The organism is Methylobacterium sp. Leaf102, from assembly GCF_001422425.1.
Taxonomy (GTDB): domain Bacteria; phylum Pseudomonadota; class Alphaproteobacteria; order Rhizobiales; family Beijerinckiaceae; genus Methylobacterium.
On the sequence record NZ_LMMX01000039.1, the window covers coordinates 170,284 to 190,610 of the forward strand.

At 69.4% G+C, this 20,327-nt stretch carries 17 protein-coding genes; 8 read left to right on the forward strand and 9 right to left on the reverse strand.

What is annotated here, in order from left to right:
• Positions 1 to 56 precede the first annotated feature (56 nt).
• The 3 genes from ASF27_RS19615 to ASF27_RS19625 are packed head-to-tail and all read left to right on the forward strand — an operon-like array spanning position 57 to position 3,079.
• The gene (locus ASF27_RS19615) at positions 57 to 308 is read left to right on the forward strand and encodes an acyl carrier protein (protein ID WP_056362820.1); all 252 of its coding nucleotides are present in this window, start codon (positions 57 to 59) and stop codon (positions 306 to 308) included.
• Positions 309 to 312: 4 nt separating this feature from the next.
• Positions 313 to 1,809, forward strand: coding sequence for an AMP-binding protein (locus ASF27_RS19620; RefSeq protein WP_056362716.1), 1,497 nt, complete (start codon positions 313 to 315; stop codon positions 1,807 to 1,809).
• Positions 1,802 to 3,079, forward strand: a complete 1,278-nt coding sequence (locus tag ASF27_RS19625) for a type III PLP-dependent enzyme (RefSeq protein ID WP_056362721.1) — start codon at positions 1,802 to 1,804, stop codon at positions 3,077 to 3,079. The genes ASF27_RS19620 and ASF27_RS19625 overlap by 8 nt, the downstream gene beginning before the upstream one ends.
• Positions 3,080 to 3,085: 6 nt before the next feature.
• Here ASF27_RS19625 and mntR read toward each other — a convergent pair whose 3' ends face one another.
• Positions 3,086 to 3,538, reverse strand: a complete 453-nt coding sequence (gene mntR / locus ASF27_RS19630) for a manganese-binding transcriptional regulator MntR (protein WP_056267662.1) — start codon at positions 3,536 to 3,538, stop codon at positions 3,086 to 3,088.
• A 252-nt stretch (positions 3,539 to 3,790) separates the two neighbouring features.
• Here mntR and ASF27_RS19635 point away from each other — a divergent pair, with 252 nt between their 5' ends.
• Complete coding sequence (locus ASF27_RS19635) at positions 3,791 to 5,203, forward strand: oligosaccharide flippase family protein (RefSeq protein WP_056362723.1); 1,413 nt, start codon at positions 3,791 to 3,793, stop codon at positions 5,201 to 5,203.
• Between the two features lie 26 nt (positions 5,204 to 5,229).
• Positions 5,230 to 6,426, forward strand: a complete 1,197-nt coding sequence (locus tag ASF27_RS19640; protein WP_244481061.1) for a GNAT family N-acetyltransferase — start codon at positions 5,230 to 5,232, stop codon at positions 6,424 to 6,426.
• On the opposite strand, the gene ASF27_RS19645 is transcribed toward ASF27_RS19640, so the two are convergent.
• Positions 6,407 to 6,769, reverse strand: coding sequence for a hypothetical protein (locus tag ASF27_RS19645; RefSeq protein WP_056304385.1), 363 nt, complete (start codon positions 6,767 to 6,769; stop codon positions 6,407 to 6,409). The two genes, ASF27_RS19640 and ASF27_RS19645, sit on opposite strands and share 20 nt — an antisense overlap.
• 6 nt (positions 6,770 to 6,775) lie before the next feature.
• A complete protein-coding gene (locus ASF27_RS19650; protein WP_056304386.1) occupies positions 6,776 to 7,024 on the reverse strand; it encodes a hypothetical protein in 249 nt (82 codons plus the stop codon).
• 246 nt (positions 7,025 to 7,270) lie between these two features.
• On the opposite strand from ASF27_RS19650, the gene sseA reads away from it, so the two are divergent.
• Both sseA and ASF27_RS19660 read left to right on the forward strand, forming a co-directional pair.
• Positions 7,271 to 8,116 carry a 3-mercaptopyruvate sulfurtransferase gene (gene sseA / locus ASF27_RS19655; protein WP_056362823.1) on the forward strand — a complete coding sequence of 282 codons (846 nt, stop codon included), beginning with the start codon at positions 7,271 to 7,273 and terminating at the stop codon, positions 8,114 to 8,116.
• Positions 8,117 to 8,177: 61 nt separating this feature from the next.
• Entirely contained in the window at positions 8,178 to 8,990 is an 813-nt protein-coding gene (locus ASF27_RS19660) for an urease accessory protein UreD (RefSeq protein ID WP_056176182.1), read from the forward strand.
• Positions 8,991 to 9,051: 61 nt separating this feature from the next.
• Here the strand turns inward: ASF27_RS19660 and ASF27_RS19665 are convergent, their stop codons facing one another.
• The 5 genes from ASF27_RS19665 to ASF27_RS19685 all read right to left on the reverse strand — a co-directional run bounded on the left by ASF27_RS19665 (position 9,052) and on the right by ASF27_RS19685 (position 16,855).
• Positions 9,052 to 9,981, reverse strand: a complete 930-nt coding sequence (locus ASF27_RS19665; RefSeq protein ID WP_056304387.1) for an amino acid ABC transporter substrate-binding protein — start codon at positions 9,979 to 9,981, stop codon at positions 9,052 to 9,054.
• Positions 9,982 to 10,261: 280 nt separating this feature from the next.
• Complete coding sequence (locus ASF27_RS19670; RefSeq protein ID WP_056175789.1) at positions 10,262 to 11,908, reverse strand: porin; 1,647 nt, start codon at positions 11,906 to 11,908, stop codon at positions 10,262 to 10,264.
• A gap of 773 nt (positions 11,909 to 12,681) precedes the next feature.
• Positions 12,682 to 13,299 (reverse strand): bifunctional 4-hydroxy-2-oxoglutarate aldolase/2-dehydro-3-deoxy-phosphogluconate aldolase, encoded by a 618-nt coding sequence (gene eda, locus ASF27_RS19675; protein WP_056175785.1) that lies wholly within the window; start codon positions 13,297 to 13,299, stop codon positions 12,682 to 12,684.
• Positions 13,300 to 13,466: 167 nt separating this feature from the next.
• Positions 13,467 to 15,290 carry a phosphogluconate dehydratase gene (gene edd, locus ASF27_RS19680; protein ID WP_056362729.1) on the reverse strand — a complete coding sequence of 608 codons (1,824 nt, stop codon included), beginning with the start codon at positions 15,288 to 15,290 and terminating at the stop codon, positions 13,467 to 13,469.
• An 89-nt stretch (positions 15,291 to 15,379) separates the two neighbouring features.
• Positions 15,380 to 16,855 (reverse strand): SulP family inorganic anion transporter, encoded by a 1,476-nt coding sequence (locus ASF27_RS19685; protein WP_056362732.1) that lies wholly within the window; start codon positions 16,853 to 16,855, stop codon positions 15,380 to 15,382.
• Positions 16,856 to 17,230: 375 nt separating this feature from the next.
• Here ASF27_RS19685 and ASF27_RS19690 point away from each other — a divergent pair, with 375 nt between their 5' ends.
• Positions 17,231 to 18,457: a GGDEF domain-containing protein gene (locus ASF27_RS19690; protein ID WP_347379641.1), complete on the forward strand. Its 1,227-nt coding sequence runs from the start codon at positions 17,231 to 17,233 to the stop codon at positions 18,455 to 18,457.
• Here ASF27_RS19690 and ASF27_RS19695 read toward each other — a convergent pair.
• A complete protein-coding gene (locus ASF27_RS19695; protein ID WP_056362736.1) occupies positions 18,436 to 20,301 on the reverse strand; it encodes an ABC transporter ATP-binding protein in 1,866 nt (621 codons plus the stop codon). The two genes, ASF27_RS19690 and ASF27_RS19695, sit on opposite strands and share 22 nt — an antisense overlap.
• Positions 20,302 to 20,327: the final 26 nt, after the last annotated feature.

Genomic DNA, 20,327 nt, shown 5'->3' on the forward strand with positions numbered 1-20,327 from the left:
CCGCAAGGGCGTCCGGTGGAGTGCGAGCCTTGGTCGAGAGACACAGCGTGGAGACGGTGAGCGAAGCGCGCGAGGCCATCCGCGCGTTCATCCTCGGGCGCAATCCCGGTCTCGCTCCCGACGCCATCACGGGCCGGACGTCGTTGGTGACGAGCGACGCGTTGGATTCCATCGGCGTCCTCGATTTGATGATGGACCTCGGCGAACGCTTCGGGTTCGAGATCGAGGAGAACGCGTTCGCCCTCGCCCATTTCGAGAGCATCGATGCCCTCGCGGCCTATGCCGCGGCCAAGCGGGATCGAGCCTGAGGCGATGGAAGGGCCGACCCGCGTTCACCATTTGCTGGACCGGCCGGCCGGGTACCGCACGGCCCTCGTGGCCGGCGCGGAGCGTCTGACCTACGCAGGCTTGCGTGACCGCGTCGCCGCTTTGGCGGCCCGGCTGATCGAAGCCGGTGTCCGCCCCGGCGATCGGATCGCGGTTCTGTTGCCGAAATCCACCGGCGAATGCGCGGCCCTGTTCGCCATCGCGCAAGCCGGCGCCGCCTTCGTGCCGATCCATCCGAGCCTGCGCGCGGCCCAGATCCGCCACATCGTCGAGGATTGCGGCGCACGCGCCCTTCTGACCGAAGCGGTCTTGCGCACCGCCCTCGGAGACGGTCTCGCGGTCGAGGCCGAGGCATCGATGCCCGGCGGCGTCCTCCTGATCCTGCCGGAGCGCGACGGGCCGGCCCCGCCCCCGGATCTCGCCGCCATCCTCTACACCTCCGGCTCCACCGGCCTGCCGAAGGGCGTCATGCTCTCGCACGCCAACCTCCTCGCCGGAACCCGCATCGTGCGGACCTACCTCGGCCTCACGCCGGACGAACGCATCCTGTCGGTGCTGCCCCTCGCCTTCGATTACGGCCTGAACCAGCTCCTCACGGCCGTCGAGCAGGGCGCCTGCCTCGTGCTCCTCGACGCCCGGTTCGGCGACGAAGTGGTGCGCGCCATCGAAACACACGGGATCACCGGTCTCGCCGGGGTGCCGACCCTGTGGACCCTCCTGACCCGCGCCGCGCCGCGCCTCGCCACGGCGGATCTGGCGAGCCTGCGCTACGTCACCAATTCCGGGGGGGCGGTGCCCCTGGACACCGTCGCACGCCTCCGCCGGGCACTGCCCCACACGGACATCGTGCTGATGTACGGGCTGACGGAAGCCTTCCGGTCGACCTGGCTCCCGCCCGCGGAGCTCGAAGCCCGCCCGGCCTCCATGGGTCGCGCCATCCCGGAGACCGAGATCTTCGCCGTCACCGCCGACGGACGCCGCACCGCGCCGGGCGAGCCCGGAATCCTCATGCATCGCGGCCCGACCGTGTCCCTCGGCTACTGGAACAGGCCCGAGGACACCGCGCGCGTGCTGGTGCCCGATCCGTTCGTTCCGGGCGGACCACCCGTGTGCCGCTCGGGCGACATCGTCGTCGAGGACGCGGACGGCTACTTCACCTTCGTCGGCCGCGACGATGCGATGATCAAGACCTCGGGCTTTCGCGTCAGCCCGACCGAGGTCGAGGCGGCGCTGATGGCGACGGGCGGCTTCCGTGCCGTGGCGGTCATCGGGCTGCCCGATCCGAGTCTCGGGCAACGCATCCATGCCATCGGTATCGCCGCCGAGGGCGGCCCGGACCCCGAGGCGGCCCTCCGCGCCCTGCGGGAAACCGTGGCGCCCCACATGGTCCCCCGCACCATCGAAACGGTGACGTCCCTGGCCGTCACGCCCAATGGCAAGATCGACTACAAGCGCCTCGCGGCGGAACGCCGGGATGTCTGACGACGGTCTCGCCCAACACCTGATCGCCGCCGATTTCCCGAGGCACGATGGGGTGATTCACGTCGGTGGACTCGATCTCGCCGCCCTCGCACGGGCCCACGGCACGCCGCTCTTCGTCTACGATGCCGATCTCATGCGACGGGCCTACCGTGCCCTGTCGCAGGCCGTCGCGGGCTTCGCCGAGGTCGATTATTCCGTCAAAGCCAATCCGCGCCCGGCCGTCATCCGCGTGTTCGCCGAGGCGGGAGCGGGTGCCGAGATCGCATCGGGTGCGGAATACGAGGCGGCCCTGGCCGCCGGCGTGCGATCCGAGCGGGTCCTGTTTGCCGGACCGGGAAAGAGCGAGGCCGATATCGATCGGGTCGTCGCCGGCGGCATCGGCGAGATCCATCTCGAGAATATCGAAGAGATGGAGCGCGTCGCGGCGGCCTCCGCCCGGCACGGATGCAGGACCGCCGTGGCGATCCGGGTCAATCCCGGGCCGGACGCGCAGGGTGGGGCCATGCGCATGGGCGGCAAGCCGTCGCCCTTCGGCTTCGACGAGGAGGAACTGGACGCCGTCGTCGATCGGGTCGAGGCCGAACCCGACCTCCGCCTGGTCGGCCTGCACCTGTTCGCCGGGACGCAGGGGCTTTCCGCCGCGACCCTCCTCGGCCAATGGGCCTACGGCCTGCGGCTGGCCGCCCGGGTCGCCGCTCGGATCGAGCGCCCCCTCGAGACCGTCGATCTCGGCGGCGGCCTCGGTATCCCGTACTTCGCGGGCGATACAGCCCTCGACCTCGACGCCGTCGGCGCCGGCATCCCGAACCTTCGCGCGATGGTGGCCGCCACTCCCGGCCTCGCGACCGCGCGCATCGTCCTCGAACCGGGACGCTATCTCGTCGGAGCGGCCGGGATCTACGTGGCGGAGGTCCGCGCCGTGAAGGTCTCGCGCGGGCAACGCTTCGCCATCACCGACGGCGGCATGCATCATCATTTGGCTGCGTCGGGCAATCTCGGGCAGATCGTCAAGCGCGACTATCCGGTCGCCGCGGTCGTCGAACCGCAGGGTGGCGTGCGCACGCCCTGCGCCGTGGTCGGCCCCCTCTGCACGCCCCTCGACATGCTGGCGCGCAATGCGCTCCTGCCCGATCTCGCCGCCGGGGACCTCGTCGCCGTGCTGCAATCGGGTGCCTACGGCCTGACCGCGAGCCCGACCGGCTTTCTCAGCCACCCCCTGCCGGCGGAAATCCTCGTCGATGGCGGACGGGCGGTGCCGATCGGGCGGTGACGCCCCTCAGACCTTGCCCTCCGAGAAGCGCCGGAAGGCTTCCAGGGTCTCGGCGCTGACATGGTGCTCGATGCCTTCGGCATCGCGCCGGGCCGTCTCGGCGCTGACGCCGAGGACGCACAGGAATTTCTCGACGATGCGGTGGCGCTCCCGGCTCTGCACCGCAAGCGCCTGCCCGGCCGTGGTGAGGAAGACGCCACGATACGGCCGCTGCTGGACGAGGCCGTCTTCCACCAATCGCTTGAGCATCTTCGCGACGGTCGGCTGGGCCACGCCGAGGCGCGCGGCGATGTCGACCTGGCGCGCCTCGCCGCCGTCACCGATGAGGTCGGCGATGAGTTCGACGTAATCCTCCACCAGCTCCAAGCGCCTCGCCTCGCGGGCCTGGCGAAAGCTCTCCACATGCACGTCGGGATCGACGAGCGCGGTGGCGGGATCGGATCGCGACGAATCCTGCATGTGACCGGCCGTCTCCCTTCCCGTGGATGCGCCGGATGGGCGTCCGATCTCCGCTGTGTAGCGAAGGCGGCGCGCGAAAGGGACCCCCCATCCGCACCGTCCGACTGCGTTGACACCTCGGCAACACCGGCGTGCTAGGGCTCGATGCGGCTCCAGCGGGTAAGCCCGCGTCGACGACGGGTGGAACAGAACGGTGGAAGCGACGGGACGCCATCGACGTCCAGCAACGCCCGCCCGATCCGTGGATCGTCGATGATCGCCCGCCACACCCTCACCTATGTCGGCTCGCGCGGAGTTGGAGCGGCCCTCAACATGGCGTCCCTGGCGGTCTTCACCCGGCTCGCACCGGTGGAGGCTTATGGCGGCTACCTTCTGATGCTGTCATGGGCCTTGGTCCTCTACGGCGCCACCTGCCAGTGGCCGAAGTTCTCGTTCTTCGCCCTCTACGAAGAGGTACGCGCGCCGGATCAGGTCGGTACCGTCGTGCGCCTGCTCGGGGCGATGATCGCCCTCGCCGCCCTGGCGGCCGCCCTCGGAGCCTGGCTCGGAATCGTCGCGCCCGCCGCGGCCGCCGCCATCGTGGCGGCCGTCCTCGGCATGATGGTGTTCGAGGGGGCCTGCGAGATCGCCCGTACCCGTCTCGAGGTCGGTGCCGTGGCCGTCGCCATCGTCCTGCGTGCAATCCTGGTTCTCGTGCTCGGAAGCGGCGTCCTCCTCTGGACCGGACACGCCGTCGATCTTCTGCTCGCGACGGCACTCGCCAACATTCTGGCCGCCCTGTCCCCGCTGTTCGCCATCGGACCGCTCCTGCGCGGGCGCGGGAGCTGGGCAGAAGCGCGCCGCCTGCTGAGTTATGGATGGCCCCTGGTCCTGTCCTTCGCCGCCGCGGCCCTGGCTCAAACCATCGACCGCCTCATCATCGGCCAGAGCGTCGGTGTCGCCGAACTCGGCGCTTACGGTGCGTTCTCCGATTTTCTCCGACAGAGCTTCGTCGTGTTCGGCGACAGCATCGCCCTCGCCCTCGTCTCCATCGCCAAACGGGAGGCGCGCAGCGGCGGCATGGAGGCCGCCCGCCCGGTTCTGGAGGGCGCCGCGCGGCTCATGACGCTCATCGCGGCTTTCGGGGGCGTCTTCTTCCTCGCCTTCGACGATCTCGTGGTCGCGATTCTCCTCGGGCCGGATTATCGCGCCGCCGCCCTCGGCGTGGCCCCCCTGCTCGTGGCCGCCAGCGTCCTTCTGATGCTGCGCTCGTACTATTTCGGGCAGGTGATCTACTTTTCCGCGTCGAGCCGCCTCGACGCCGTCGCGTCCGTCACACTCCTGATCATCATCACGGGCCTCTCGGCCGTGCTGATCCCACCGTATGGGATCATCGGCGCCGCCATCGCCGTCGTCGTCGGACAGGCTTTGGCGTGCCTCGTCTTCATCGTCGGCGACCCGAGCGGCATCCGGATGCCGGTGCCCTGGCGCGACGTTTCCATCATCGCAGCGACCGCCCTCGCCTGCAGGCTCGCCATCGGGTGGATCGAGGCTTCGGGCGCCGGGCGGACGGTACCGGCCGTCGTCCTCGAACTCGTGATCCTGCTCTTCGGGGCCGGCGCCATGGCGTGGCGCTTCGACATCCTCGGAGTCGCGACCCTGATCCGACGCAGACGCGGCACCTGATGGCCGGTCGCAGGGACACCCCGCCCTTGCATCGGGCCGATGACTGGGTCGCCGCGTTGCGCCCCCTCGATCCGACGGCGCCGTGGATCGCGGCCTGGCGGACCCTGAGCCAGCGTCCCTTCATCGAGAACCTGTTCTACGACGCCGATTTCGCCCTCTCCGCCCGGGAGGCCTTCGGGGCCGGCGTAGAGGTGCTGCTGGTGGGAGATCGCCCGCCGGAAGAGCCAGGCCTCCGCCTCATTGCCGTGTGGCCGTGCCGACGCGGATGGCGACGCTGGGGCTTTCCCCTGCGGCTCGCCATGGGCTGGATGCACGGGTTCGGTGTTTTCGGTGTTCCCCTCCTCGATCCGGACAGGCCGGCCCACGCCCTCGATGCTCTTCTGCGTGCGGCCGGTCACCTCGCCGGCCGGCGCCTGATGCTGACCTATGTGCCCACACGCGGCCCCTTCGCGGAACTGCTGTCGGGGGCGTGCCGCGCATACGGTTTGCCGCGTGCCGATTTCTGGCCCCATGCCCGCGCCGTCCTCGAGCTCTCCGGCCGGACGGAGCCCGAGCGCGCCGCCGCGCTCGACCACCTGTCCTCGCGACGCCGCCGGCGCCTCCGGCAATCGGCCAAACGCCTCGGGCCCCTGACGTTCGAGATCGTGCGTGATCCGGTGAACCTCGGCGCGGCCCTGGACGATTACGTCGCCCTCGAAGGTAGGGGTTGGAAGGGCCGCGCCGGGACCGCCCTCGGCGATTCTCCGGAGCAGGTCGCGTTCCTGCACGCATCCGTGGCCGCCTTCGGGGCGCGCGGAACGGCCCGGATCGACCGGCTACGACGCGGGGACACGACGCTGGCCAGCGCGGTGACCTACGTCACCGGAGGTACGGCGTGGTGCCTGAAAATCTCGTTCGCGGAAGCGGAGGCCCGCGACTCCCCCGGCGCACAACTCGTCCATCGCATGACCCTGAGCGTCATCGCGGATGCCGGTCTCACCGGAGCCGATTCCTGCGCACCACCGGATTTCCGCCTCGCCGAGACGTTCTGGGCGGGACGGATGCCCCTCGCGCACGTGCTTGTTGCGACGCCGGGGGGCGACCCGCTGTTCGGACTTGCCCGGCGGCTCGAAGCCTTACGTGCCTGGCTGAGCCGTTCCCTCGCTCGCCGAAGCCGGGCTTCGGTCCTCGCAAGCGTGTGGCCGTGGAGACGTTCGGCGCGCCCTACCAGCCGAAGCGACTGATCCGTGCCTGCGCCGCCGACACGGAAGCGGGATCGCGGCCGAAAGCGGCGATGCGCTGCGACAGGTCGTGGCAGGTGACGCAGAACGGCAGGGACGCCAGCACCACGGCCTCCCGCGAACGGGCGACGGAAGCGATGAGGCAGGCGATGGGGAGATCGGACGCGGGCTCCCCAAGGCAATCGCCGCGGGGACTTCCGAAGAACGGCCGGTTCGGCCAGTCGAGAACGACGACCGTGCCGCCGCGCCGGTCGGGCGCCGGCGGCAGGCTGTAGCTCCGCACGAACAGGGCGCAGAAGGCCAGAACCAGGGCCGGGATCAGGAGAAGACGGGACAGGCGTCGCATCACTCCTCAGCCCGGCTCGTCGAAGCGGCTTCGGCGAAACACCTCGGTCCCGGCCCCGTCGATGACCCGTACGGCTTCGGCGGGTCCGCCGCCGCGCTGCGGCGCGCGGGCGCGGGCGAACAGGCTCAAGGCACGCTCCGTGGCACTTTCCAGACTGCCGACGCGGACGGAGACCCGCTGGCGCACGGGGTCCTCGCCGTCCGCCACCGGTTCCGGGCTCAAGATCTCGATGTGGAAGGTCTCGCGTGGGGTCAAAGGTGGAACGCTCCGGCTTTCCGAAGGGGGCGACGGATGACATAGGGCATCGCGGGCGGCGTCGCGCGTGAAACCATGGCGGGCGGCTTCGCCCGTGAAACCATGGCGGGCGGCTTCGCGCGTAAAGCTCGGCATCGTTCCGCGGGATGTCGATCGCCCGGGCGCCCGAATTCCGGCGATGGATGCATGTCGCGCCGGGATATGGTTGAGTGTGCCCATCCCCGAGACTGCATGGATTCAGACAAGATGGCGACGACGCCTTTCGTGACCGCCGAATGGCTCAAGGCCCGGATCGCGGCCCCCGACATCGTGGTCCTCGACGGCTCATGGTACCTGCCGGCGCAGGGGCGCGACGCGGCGGCCGAGTACCGGGCCGGGCACATCCCCGGCGCCGTGCGCTTCGACATCGATGCCATGAGCGACGGGACGTCCGGCCTGCCGCACATGCTGCCGCGGCCGGAGGTGTTCGCCGCACGGATGGGGGCGCTCGGCATCGGCGATGGTGCACAGATCGTGGTCTATGACGGCTTGGGGTTGTTCTCGGCACCCCGGGTGCGGTGGATGCTGCAGGTGTTCGGCGCGCGCGACGCCGCGATCCTGGAGGGTGGATTTCCGGCCTGGGTCGCGGCGGGTGGGCCCGTCGAGGACGGCGAGGGGCGGGCGCGCGAGCCCCGGCCCTTCACGGCCCGCCTCGACAACGGGGCCGTGGCGGATGCGCAAGACGTTGCGCGCGCTCTCGAATCCGGATCGGCCCAGGTGGTCGACGCGCGGTCCGGGCCGCGCTTTCGCGGCGAGGAAGCGGAGCCCCGGCCCGGGGTCCGTCCGGGCCATATGCCGGGCGCCCGGAACGTCCATTATTCGGCGCTGCAAGCGGGGGGCCGGCTGAAGGAGCCCGACGCCCTGAGGGCGGTGTTCGCCGAGAACGGCGTCGATCCCGGCAAGCCGGTGATCACCACCTGCGGATCCGGCGTCACGGCCGCCATCGTCTCGCTCGCCCTGGAGAGCCTCGGCCGGCCGGCACGGGCCCTCTACGACGGGTCGTGGTCGGAATGGGGTTCGGACCCGGAGCGCCCCGTCGCCACCGGCGCATGAGGTGTCGGCGCGCGCCGGCGCACGCCCTGTTGTGACGGCCGGCGACCGTTCCACGCCGCCCATGCGCCAGCGCTCGGACGGGCGCGTGCACCTGCGCGTCGGACGGCTCGGTTCCGACACGCGAATCCTCGACATCGCCGAAGCCGGCCCCTTGCGCGTGCGCCTGCCGCGCGGGCCGGCGGGGCCGTGCGAGGCGGTGCTGCTGAACAGCGCCGGCGGCATCGCCTGCGGCGACCGCTTCGCCGTGTCCGTCGCCGTCGGGCCGGGGGCGGAGCTCGTGCTCACCACCACGGCGGCGGAGAAGATCTATCGCTCCGACGGGCCGAGGACGATCATCGAGACGCGGGTCGCAGTGGGTGCCGGCGGCCACCTCGCCTTCCTGCCGCAGGAGACGATCCTGTTCGACGGAGCCAGTCTGGAGCGCAGCCTCGTCGCCGATCTCGACGGCGATGCGGGCCTGCTCGCGTTCGAGGCGGTGACGTTCGGGCGGGTGGCGCGCGGCGAGCGGATCCGCGAGGGCCGCTTCCACGATCACTGGCGGATCCGGCGCGACGGGCGCCTCGTCTACGCCGATTCGGTGCGCCTCGAGGGCGCGATCGCGGACGCCCTGGAACGGGCGGCCATCGGGGACGACGCCCGGGCGATGGCGACTCTGGTCGACGTGGCGCCCGGGGCCGAAGGCCGCCTGGACGCCATACGGGCGCTGCTCGACGGAGCGGGCGCGCGGGATGGCGTCGAGGCGGCGGCGAGCGCCTGGAACGGGAACCTCGTGGTGCGGTTCCTCGGGAGCGACCCGGCGGCCCTGCGGGCCCTGGCCCAGCACATCCTCGTCGGTTACCGCGGCGGCCCCCTCCCCCGGGTGTGGCAGGCCTGATGCAAAAAGGGGCCCCGGCATCGCCGGAGCCCCTTTAAAGAACCGGATCAGGCGGTTCGAATCAGTAGGCGGCGGGATCGGGGCTGTCGCTCGGGTTGGCGAACGCCTTCACCATGGCCTCGCTCATGGGCAGGTTCAGGTTGATGCCCCGCGGCGGGATCGCCTTGGTGAACCAGGTGTCGTACAGCGCCTTGCCCTCGGGGCTCTTGTAGAGCTTGGCCGTGGCTTCGTCGACGACCGCCTTGAACGGGGCGTCGTCCTTGCGCAGCATGATGCCGTAGGGCTCGGGCTTCGACAGGGCCTCGCTGGAGATGCTGTAGGCGCCCGGCTCCTTGGAGCTGGCGGCGAGCGAGGCGAGGAGCACGTCGTCCATCACGAAGGCGACGGCGCGGCCGGTCTCGACCATGAGGAAGGCCTCGGCATGGTCCTTGGCCGGCAGGATGGTCAGGCCGAGGTTGCGGGCCGTGTTGATCTCGTTGATCTGACGGATGTTGGTCGTGCCCGAGGTCGAGACCACGGTCTTGCCCTTGAGATCGTCGATCTTGTCGAGCTTGGCGGACTTCTTCGACACGAAGCGGGTGGCCGTGAGGAAGTGGGTGTTGGTGAAGGTCGCCTGCTTCTGGCGGTCGGGGTTGTTCGTCGTCGAACCGCACTCGAGATCGATGGTGCCGTTGGCGATGAGGGGGATACGCGTCGCCGAGGTGACCGGGTTGTACTTCACCTCAAGCTTCGGCAGGCCGAGCTTGACCTTCACCGCATCGGCGACCTTCTTGCAGATCTCGAACGCGTAGCCGACGGGCTTCTGATCGTTGTCGAGGTAGGAGAACGGCACCGATGCATCGCGGTAGCCGATGGTGATCCCGTTGGTTTCCTTGATCTTCTTCAAGGTGCCGGTCAGATCGTCGGCCTGGGCAGAACCCACGGCCGTGGCCGAGACCGCAAAAGCAACGAAAGCCGCCGTGACGGCGGATCTTGAATGACGCGAACGCATTGTCAGGCTGACTCCCGGGGGGCGATTGGCACGACGTCCATCGCTGAAGGCGCTTATAGCAAGTTAGCGACGGCCACCGCCGACGCAATCGGTGATTTCCACGGATCTCGTGGAATGCGCACTGTTCGGCGCAACTTGTAACTCGCAACTCGCGTGCCGGACTGGGCCAGGCCGAGACGCAAAAAGGCCCGGCTTCGCAGCCGGGCCAGTTCGTGTTCTCGAAGGTGTGGTGGTCCCGACCGGTCGGATGTCGCAGCGACACCGACCGATCGAAAGCGGCTTAGAAGTCGCGCTGGATGCGCATGCGCATCTGGTAGGTGTCGTCGGCCGTGACCGTCTTGACGTTGCCGTTGGCGAGGTTGATCGCGTTGACTGCACCGTTGGAGCGGGTCTGATCGACCACACGGCCGCTCTGGACGCCGACCTTGGTGTAGACGCCCTCGACGCCGATATCGAGATCCTTGACGGGCGACCAGATCAGGCTGGCGCCGGCGACGATCTGATAGGTGTCACGCAGCACGGGGCTGACGTTGTAGGACGGCGTGCCGATGATGCCGGTGAACTGCGAGCCGGCAAGTGCATTGAGCACGGCGGAGCTGGCGCCGGGGGCACCCGTCGCCGTGGCGTACGCGAGGGCGTTGTTGAAGCGGGCGCCGCGGGCGAAGCTCAGCTCGCCGTAGCTGGCGAAGATCGCCGAACGCCACTCGGGCGACCAGTAGTGCAGGAACGAACCGACGACGGTGAACGAGGTCGAGAGCTCGATCTTGCCCGTGAGCGGGTTGAGGGTCGCATCCGACATGTAGGGGTCGAAGGCGGCGCCCGCGATGGTGCTGGCGCGGGACGTGTAGGAGCCGTTGTACGAGGAGTAGCCGGTGTAGAGGGTCGCGCCCTCGCCGTAGGCGCCCTGGAGATAGAAGGTGTCGCCCGGGGCGATGAACGGCATGTTGATCTTCACGCCGCCCTGCACGGCCCAGCCGAACTCGGAGGCGGGACGGGCGGTGAAGCCGGCGAAGTTGGCGATCGGCACGCCGGCCGGGGGAGCACCTGCAGCGTAGCCCTGAATGAAGTTGGCGGTGTTCAGCTCCTTGGCGGCGGCCGAGAGCTGGGCCGAACCCCAGGCGGCGTCGTAGCGCAGGACACCGACGAAGTCCGGCACGCGGTTGCGCTGGGACACGTCGACGGCGCCGAAGACCGGGCGACCGAAGGCATCGGTGCTGATCAGGACGCGCTGCGGCGCAGGCGAGGTGGTGGCCTCCTGCGAGTAGATGGTGTTGCGGCGGAAGCTCGGGTCTTCCAGCGAGACCGTGGCGGAGAAGCCGCCGGTGCCGAGCTTGGTGGTGTAGGCGAGCAGGTTGGTGGAGGCGAGGTCCGAGCCGCCGGTGGCGGAGCTGATCTCGAAGTCGTGGGCGTAGAAGTCGAAGAACGAGGAGGCGCGACCGGCGGTGAGGCCGGCGAACTGGATGAAGGCCTTCTCGGTGCTCACGAACTGCTGGACGCGACCAACCTGATCCTGACCGATCGCCGTGAAGGCGTTGCCGATGCGCTCCTGGGTGCCCGAGCGCAGGCCCTGGGTCGAACCGGTGCGAGAGGCGAATTCGAGGCGGGTGAAGGCGCGCAGGGTGCCGTAGGCGGTCTGGGTGCGGGCGTCGACGTTGATGCGGGCGAGGCCGCGGTAGCCGGTGGTGTCACCGTTGCTGCCCGAGCGGCTGTCCTGCTGCTGGTAGCCGATTTCGAGGCGGGCGCGGCCGGAGAGACGGATGCAGGTCTCGGTGCCGGGGATGTAGAAGAAGCCGGCGCCGTAGGCGGAGCAGACGCGAACGTATTCGATGGGGGCAGCCTTCTTGACCGGAAGGTCGGCTGCGTGTGCTCCAGCGACGGCTGCAAAACCAGCAGCAGAGGCAAGAAGCGAGCTCTTCAAGAGCTTCATTGATATCTCCAAAAGCTTCGAGACCCGAGGGATGAACGATTTCGGGCATGGTGATCCGGCGGACCACGACCCGTGTCGTCCTTATTTTTCAACAGCCGAGCGATGTTCGCTGGTTTGCAGAAGTGTTGCGCTGGCGATGCCCCCAGTGCCCAGTCACTCTGTGCGAGCCGGTTCCGCCGGGCAACTCGAAAACGTGATCAGCACAGCGGTTCCGCTGCCGTGTTGCGGCCATGCAACGTTGCACAGGCGGCTAAGCGTATGACGCACAGGCGGTTTCCAGGCCGCTGCGATGCGCGCCTAGACCTGGACCAGGGAGAACAAACTGCCCTATAACGGCTCAATCTTGAATTATGATTCCGCTTCTAGATTGAAAAAGGCCTAAAATCATTCTTCCGTTGATTTGAATGGCGTTTTCTGAGGCAGGCACGGGATTATTTTCAAGATGGATGCCGAGTCGGAGCCGACGCTTGGCATACCAAGCGATCCCGTCGGGCGATCCCGGTGGATCGGCCATCACGGCCCGGCGGCGTCCACACCCCCTGTGGATGACGCGGGGCCCGGCCTCCCAGCTCCGGGTAAGCCCGTGCGAATCGGGCGACGCCGGGGGATCGGGGTCCTGAGATCCGAAGGCGGCCAAGCGGCTTCGTCCCCCGGGCGTCCCGGGTGACGCAACACCGACGGTCCCCGGCCCGAGGCCCGACCCCGCGCTGTCGAGGCCATGCCCCGAGCGGTTCCATGGCGCCGATGGGCCGGGTGGGACTGCTCGGTCCCCCTCAGGCGGCGCGCAGGCGAGCGGCGGCCTCGGCCGAGCGGCGGATCACCGCTTCCTCGGGCAAGCCCGCGGGCACCACCCAGGAGCCGCCCACGCACAGCACCGGCTTCAGGGCGAGCCAGTCGGGCGCGGTGGCCTCGGTGATGCCGCCGGTCGGGCAGAAGCGGACGGCGTGGAACGGCCCGGCCAGAGCCTTGAGGGCCTTGATGCCGCCGGCGGCCTCGGCCGGGAAGAACTTGAACCGATCGAGGCCGTGATCGAGGCCGCGCATGATGTCGGCCGAATTGGCGATGCCCGGCAGGTAGGGCACGCCCCGGTCGATGGCCGCGCGGGTGAGGGACTCGGTGAGGCCCGGGCTGACGATGAACCGGGCGCCCGCCTGCAGGGCGGCGTCGAGATCGCGCGGGTTGAGCACGGTTCCGGCGCCGACGACGGCGCCCTCGACCCCGGACATGATGCGGATCACCTCCAGGGCGGCGGGGGTGCGCAGGGTCACCTCCAGGGCGGTGAGGCCGCCGGCCACCAGCGCCCGGGCGATGGGCTCGGCATGGGCCACGTCCTCGACCACGAGGACGGGGATGACGGGAACGGAGCGCATCAGCGCGTCGATGCTGGTCATGGGGCGGTCCTCGGGGTTCGGGAAGCGGAGGCTATCATACCAAACGCGTGCGCTCGCCTGGGATCGGGCGGTCGCGACGGGCTCCCCCTCCCGGGAGGAGAGGGAGCCCCCGCCTTGCCTCTCCCTCGCGGAGACACGCGGCGAACCGATGGGCCGGAAAGGCCATCCTACAATCCGGCGGCGGCCAGCATGGCGGAGGCGCCCTGCTCGGCGCCGTCGGCGCCGTGGCGCAGGAAGGCGAACAACTCGCGGCCGGTGCCGAAGGCGGGCGCGGGGGCCGCGGCGTCAGCGCGAAGATCCCATTCGGCGGGATCGACGAGGACTTCGAGGCTGCCGTCCTCCGCGCTGAGGCGCACCCTGTCGCCGTCGCGGATCTTCGCCAGGGGGCCGCCGCCGAGGGCTTCTGGGCTGAGATGGATCGCCGCCGGGACCTTGCCGGACGCCCCCGACATGCGCCCGTCGGTGACGAGAGCCACGCGAAACCCCCGGTCCTGCAGCACGCCGAGCTGGGGCGTGAGCTTGTGGAGTTCGGGCATCCCGTTGGCGCGCGGCCCCTGGAATCGCACCACCACCACGACGTCGCATTCAAGTTCGCCGGCCTTGAACGCCGCCAGGACGTCGTCCTGGTCGTCGAAGACGCGGGCGGGCGCCTCGATGGTCCAGCGCGACGGCTCGACGGCGCTGGTCTTGAACGTCGCCCGGCCGAGGTTGCCCTTCACGAGGCGCATGCCGCCATCCGTCTGGAACGGGTCGGCGGGGCCGCGCAGGATGCTCTCGTCGTGGGATCTTTCCGGCGCGTCCTCGAACACCAGCGCGTCGTCGACGAGCTTGGGGTCGCGGGCGTGGTCACGCAGGCGCGTGCCCGCCACCGTCAGGATGTCATCGTGCAGCAGCCCGGCGTCGATCAGGCTGGCGATGACGTAGCTCATGCCGCCGGCGGCGTGGAAGTGGTTCACGTCGCCCGAGCCGTTGGGATAGACCTTGGCGACCTGGGGCACCACCGCCGAGAGCCGGTCGAAATCCTCCCAGTCGAGGACGATGCCGGCGGCCCGCGCCATGGCGGGCAGGTGGATGGCGTGGTTCGTCGAGCCGCCGGTGGCGAGCAGCCCCACCACGGCGTTGACGATGGCCTTCTCGTCGATACAGTGGCCGAGCGGCCGGTAATCGTTGCCCGTGGCGCCGATCTCGGAGAGGCGGTGCACGGCGGCGCGCGTCACGGCCTGGCGCAGCTTCGTGCCCGGATTGATGAACGAGGCGCCGGGCATGTGCAGGCCCATCACGTCCATCATCATCTGGTTGGAATTCGCCGTGCCGTAGAAGGTGCAGGTGCCGGCCCCGTGATAGGAAGCGGATTCGGATTCGAGCAGTTCGTCGCGCCCGACCTTGCCCTCGGCGTAGAGCTGGCGGACGCGCTGCTTCTCCTTGTTGGCGATGCCCGACGGCATGGGTCCGGCCGGGATCAGGATCATCGGCAGATGGCCGAAGCGCAGGGACCCGATGATGAGGCCCGGCACGATCTTGTCGCAGATGCCGAGCAGGGCGGCGGAATCGAACATGCCGTGGCTGAGCGCGATGGCGGTGGAGAGCGCGATGGTGTCGCGCGAGAACAGGGACAGCTCCATGCCGCGCTGGCCTTGGGTGACCCCGTCGCACATGGCCGGCACGCCGCCCGCCACCTGCGCGGTGGCGCCGACCTCGCGGGCGAAGATCTTCATCTGCTCGGGGTAGCGGCCGTAGGGCTGATGGGCCGAGAGCATGTCGTTGTAGGCCGTGACGATGGCCATGTTCATGGTGCGGCCGGCGCGGATCGCCGGCTTGTCCTCGCCGGAGGCCGCGAAGCCGTGGGCGAGGTTGCCGCAATTGAGCATCGGCCGGTGGACGCCGTGGTCCCGCTCGCGGGCGACGAGATCGAGATACGCCGTTCGCGTCGGCCTGGAGCGCTCGATCACCCGCGCGGTGACGGCGGCGATCTCGGGGTGAAGCTCGGTCATGTCTGGTCCTCGCGTGGTGCGAAGTCTGGCGCGAAGTCTGGAACGCCTTCAGACCACGGCGGCACCGCCGTGGCTACCGGGGCGTCCGGTCAGTGCCCTGAGGCAAGGGTCGCGCCGGGTTTGTCGTGGGTGGCGAGACGCTCGACCAGGGTGGCGGTCGCGGCGTTCATGCCGACGATCTCGACGGTTACGCCGCGGTGGCGGAACTTCAGCACCACCCGGTCGAGGGCGTTGACGCCGGTGATGTCCCAGAAATGGGCCGCCGTGAGGTCGATGACCAGGCGCTCGAGGCCGTCCTCGCGAAAGTCGAAAGCGTCGTGGAAGGCTTGCCCCGTGGCGAAGAAGATCTGCCCCGTCACCCGATAGGTGCGTGCGGCCCCGGCGCGCTCGGAGGCGACGGCGAAGAACCGCGTCACCTTGTGGGCGAAGAACAGTCCGCTCAGCACCACGCCGAACAGCACGCCGCGGGCGAGGTCGTGGGTCGCCACCACCACCGCGACGGTGCCGAGCATCACGACGCTCGAACTCTTGGGGTTGGTCAGCAGGGTGCGGACGGAGCCCCATTGGAAGGTGTTGATCGACACCATGATCATCACGGCGACCAAAGCCGCCATGGGGATCTGGGCGACGTAGGACCCGAGCACCACGATGAGGAACAGCAGGAACGCGCCCGCCCACAGGGTCGAGAGCCGGCCGCGCCCGCCCGACGAGACGTTGATCACCGACTGCCCGATCATGGCGCATCCGGCCATGCCGCCGAAGCACCCGGCGGTGATGTTGGCGAGACCCTGGCCGGCGCATTCGCGGTTCTTGTTCGAGCCGGTGTCGGTCATCTCGTCGAGGATGGCGGCCGTCATCAGGCTCTCGAGCAGGCCCACCATGGTGAGGGTGAGCGCGTAGGGCAGGATGATCCGCAGGGTCTCCCACGTGAACGGCACCTGCGGCAGGGCGAAGAACGGCAGTTCCGTCGGAAGGGCCCCCATGTCGCCGACGCGGTGGATCGGCAGGCCGAACGCGACGGCGACGATCGTGAGCAGCACGATGGTCACCAGCGGCGAGGGCACGGCCCTCGTGAGGTACGGCAGGCCGTAGATCAGGGCGAGGCCGGCGGCCGTCATGGCGTAGACCGTCGCGCCCTGGCCTAAGAGTTCCGGCATCTGCGCGAGGAAGATGAGGATCGCGAGCGCATTGACGAAGCCGGTGACGACGGAGCGCGAGACGAACCGCATGAGGTTGCCGAGTTTCAGCGCCCCTGCGCCGATCTGCAGGAATCCCGTCAGGATGGTGGCGGCGAAGAGGTAGCCGAGGCCGTGCTCCTTCACGAGGGTCACCATCACGAGCGCCATGGCGCCGGTGGCGGCCGAGATCATCGCCGGGCGCCCGCCCGCGAAGGCCGAGACCACGGCGATGCAGAACGAGGCGTAGAGGCCGACCTTGGGGTCGACCCCGGCGATGAGGGAGAACGCGATGGCCTCGGGAATGAGCGCGAGGGCCACCACCGTCCCGGCCAGGAGTTCGCGCGTGATATCGGGAGCCCACTCGCTCCGCAGGTTGCGTCGGGTCATGGAAGATCAGTCCGTTCGCCCCGTGCGCGGGCCGGCCCGTTCGGGGCTGCGGCGTCGGGGGATGCCAGGAGGAGGCGCGGCGCCCATGCGGGCATCCGCGCGGAGACGCGGTCCGGTGCAGGCGACCTATGGCGGCCCGAGACGGCAGTAGAGTCTTGCGCGGTCCTTCAGCATGCCCGCCCCATAACACGCGCCTCTCGCAAAGGGAAAGAACGGCCGAAAACCATTGCGTGATACAAGGCCGCGCGGCGTTTACGGTCCTGCAAGCGAAATGTACGAAATTAAACCGAGTCGTACTGCCGGAAGAGACGTGTCGCCCCGATGTTACAGAGCGAAATCGATGCGAACCGGTTTCGTCCCTGGTACAGACTTTCGTTGCCGCCCGACCTCGAAGCGCGGTTCCGGGCCGGAGACGATGCGGGCGCGGGCACCTACATCCGCTCCTGGCTCCTCGTCTTCATCCTGTTCAACATCCTGTCGCTGAAGCTCGACTACGAGGTGTTCGGACCGGACGCGTTCGCCGTTCCGGCCTTCCTCACCCTCGGGGTGTTCACGCCGGTCGCCTGCCTGGCGATCCTGTCCCTGAACGACCGCCCCTCACCCCTGCGCCGAACCGTGGCGGCGACGGTGACGAGCCTGCTCGACATGGCCATCGTCCTCAACGGCGCCCGGACGGTGCCGGACGGGCATGCCGACGTCTACATGGTCCTCGCGGTGATCGTGCCCCTCGTGGTCGGCCTCATCGCCGCCCTGTCGTTCCGGCACAGCCTCGTGTTCTGCGGCCTCTCTTTCGCGCTCTACCTCGGCTGGGTGGTGGCCCTGCACGAGGGTGACCTCGCCGGGAACGGCCTGCCGCTCCTCGTGGCGAGCCTGATCCTTGTTCCGATCAAGGTGAGTTTCTCGCGGGAGCGGCAGGAGAAGCAAGCGTTCCTCCTGCGGCTCTCCGTGGAAGCGCAGGCCGCCGAACTGACTCAGGCCAATGCCCGCCTCAAGGTCCTGTCGGAGATCGACGCGCTCACGGGCCTCGCCAACCGGCGCGTCTTCGACGCGACCCTGGCTGCGGCGTGGGACGGGGCCGAGGATTGGTGCTGCGTGGTCGCCATCGACATCGACCGCTTCAAGGACCTGAACGACACGGCGGGCCACCCCGAAGGCGACCGCTGTCTCGCCGCCATCGCGGCCGCCCTCGACGGGCCGACGCGGGCGGCAGGAGGACTCCTCGCCCGCTACGGCGGCGAGGAGTTCATGGCCTTCGTTCCCGCCTGCACTCCGGAAGACGCCCTCGACTTCGGCGAGCGCCTGCGAGCGGCCGTGGAGACCATCGGCTTCCGCTATCGCAAGAACGGCCGCGACCGGACGGTCACCGTCAGTGTCGGGATCACCGCCGCCCATGGTGCGACACGGGTCTGCGGCGTTCGGCCCTCCGGTCTGCTCAAGGTTGCCGATCTCGCGCTCTACGACGCCAAGAGCCGGGGCCGGAACCGCGTCGAGGCCCGACCCGTCCTGCCTGACGCCGCCAACCGCGATGCCGGACCGCGCGACGGGATCTCGGGCGCGTACTCCGATGCCGGGTCCGGCGCCTATTCGGCCGCGTTCTCGTAGGGCGCCGCCGCCTCGCCGAGGAAGCCGCCGGACTGGCGCTGCCACAGGCGGGCGTAGAGACCGCCCGAGCGGATGAGGGCCGCATGGGTCCCCTCCTCGACGATGCGCCCGGCCTCGATGACGATGAGACGGTCCAGCGCCGCGATGGTCGAGAGGCGGTGGGCGATGGCCAGCACGGTCTTGCCCTGCATCAGGGTGTCGAGGCTGTCCTGGATCGCCGCCTCGACTTGGCTGTCGAGGGCCGAGGTCGCCTCGTCGAGGATCAAGATCGGCGCATCCTTGAGGATCACCCGCGCGATGGCGATGCGCTGGCGCTGGCCGCCGGACAGCTTGACCCCGCGCTCGCCGACCTGGGCGTCGTAGCCGGTGCGGCCCTTGTGATCGACGAGGGTGCGGATGAAGGTATCGGCCTCCGCCAGACGCGCCGCCCGCTCGACCTCCGCCAGGGTGGCGTCGGGGCGTCCGTAGGCGATGTTGTCCCGGATCGAGCGGTGCAGGAGCGAGGTGTCCTGGGTCACCATGGCGATGGCGCTGCGCAGGGACCCTTGCGTGACCTCGGCGATGTCCTTGCCGTCGACCAGAATGCGGCCACTCTCCAGGTCGTGCAGGCGCAGCAGCAGCGCCGTGATGGTGGTCTTGCCCGCGCCGCTCACGCCGACGAGCCCCACCTTCTCGCCCGCCCGGATGTGGAGGTTCAGACGCTCGATGATGCTGGAATCATCGCGCCCATAGTGAAAACTCACGTCCTCGAAGCGGATGTCGCCGCCGGTGACCCGCAGGGTGGCGGCCTCGGGCCGGTCGGTGATGGCGTGCGGACGCGCGATGGTCTGCATGCTCTCCTGGATCACCCCGACATTCTCGAAGATGCCGCGCACGGTCTGCATCACCCAGCCCGACATGGCCATGAGGCGCAGCACCAGGGCGAGGCCGGCCGCCGCTTCGCCCGTTGTCATGCCGCCACGCTGCCACAGGACGAGACAGACGCCCGCCGTGGAGACGATGAGGGCGCTGTTGAGGACGCCCAGCACCGTGGTGGTGGAGCTGACGAGGCGGAACTGGTGCAGGTAGGCGCGTGTGTGAATGTCGACGGCGTCGCGCACCGCCGCGCGCTCCTCGCGGTCGCGGGCGAACAGCTTCACGGTGAGGATGTTGGTGTAGCTGTCGACGATGCGCCCGATGAGGGCCGAGCGGGTGTCGGCCGTGACCAGCGACCGGGTGCGGGCGCGGGGCACGAACCAGCGGGTGAGGAAGCCGTAGGCCAGCACCCACAGGACCACCGGCAGGGCGAGCCACAGGGAGATGGACCCGAACAGGCCCACCGCCGTCACGGCGTAGATCGCCACGTACAGGAGCGTGTCGATGAACACGACGGCGAGTTCGCGCACCGCCGGCCCGACCTGCACGACGCGGTTGGCGAGCCGCCCGGCGAAATCCGCCTGGAAATAGGAAAGCGAGTGGCCGAGCGTGTAGAGATGCGTGCGCCAGCGGATCTGGTTCGTCACCTGGGGCACGATGAGCTGGTTCGACAGGATCTCGTGCAGCCAGATCGTGATCGGCCGCACCACCAGCACCAACCCGGCGGCGAGCAGGATCTTGGTGCCGTGATCGGCCCAGAACGTCGCCCGATCGGCGGTGTTGAGGAGGTCGATGAACCAGCCCATGAGCAGGTAAAGCGACGCCTCGACGGTGCCGGCGACGATCGCCACCAGGAACAAGGCGAGGAGCGCCGCCCGCACGGGCTTCAGGTAGAAGCCGGCGAAGCCCAGCACGGTCTTGGGCGGCATGCGCCCGTCATCGAACGGCGCGAACGGTTCGATGCGGCGCTCGAGCCAGTCGAGAAACATGAGATGTCCGATATGCGGTTGCGGCA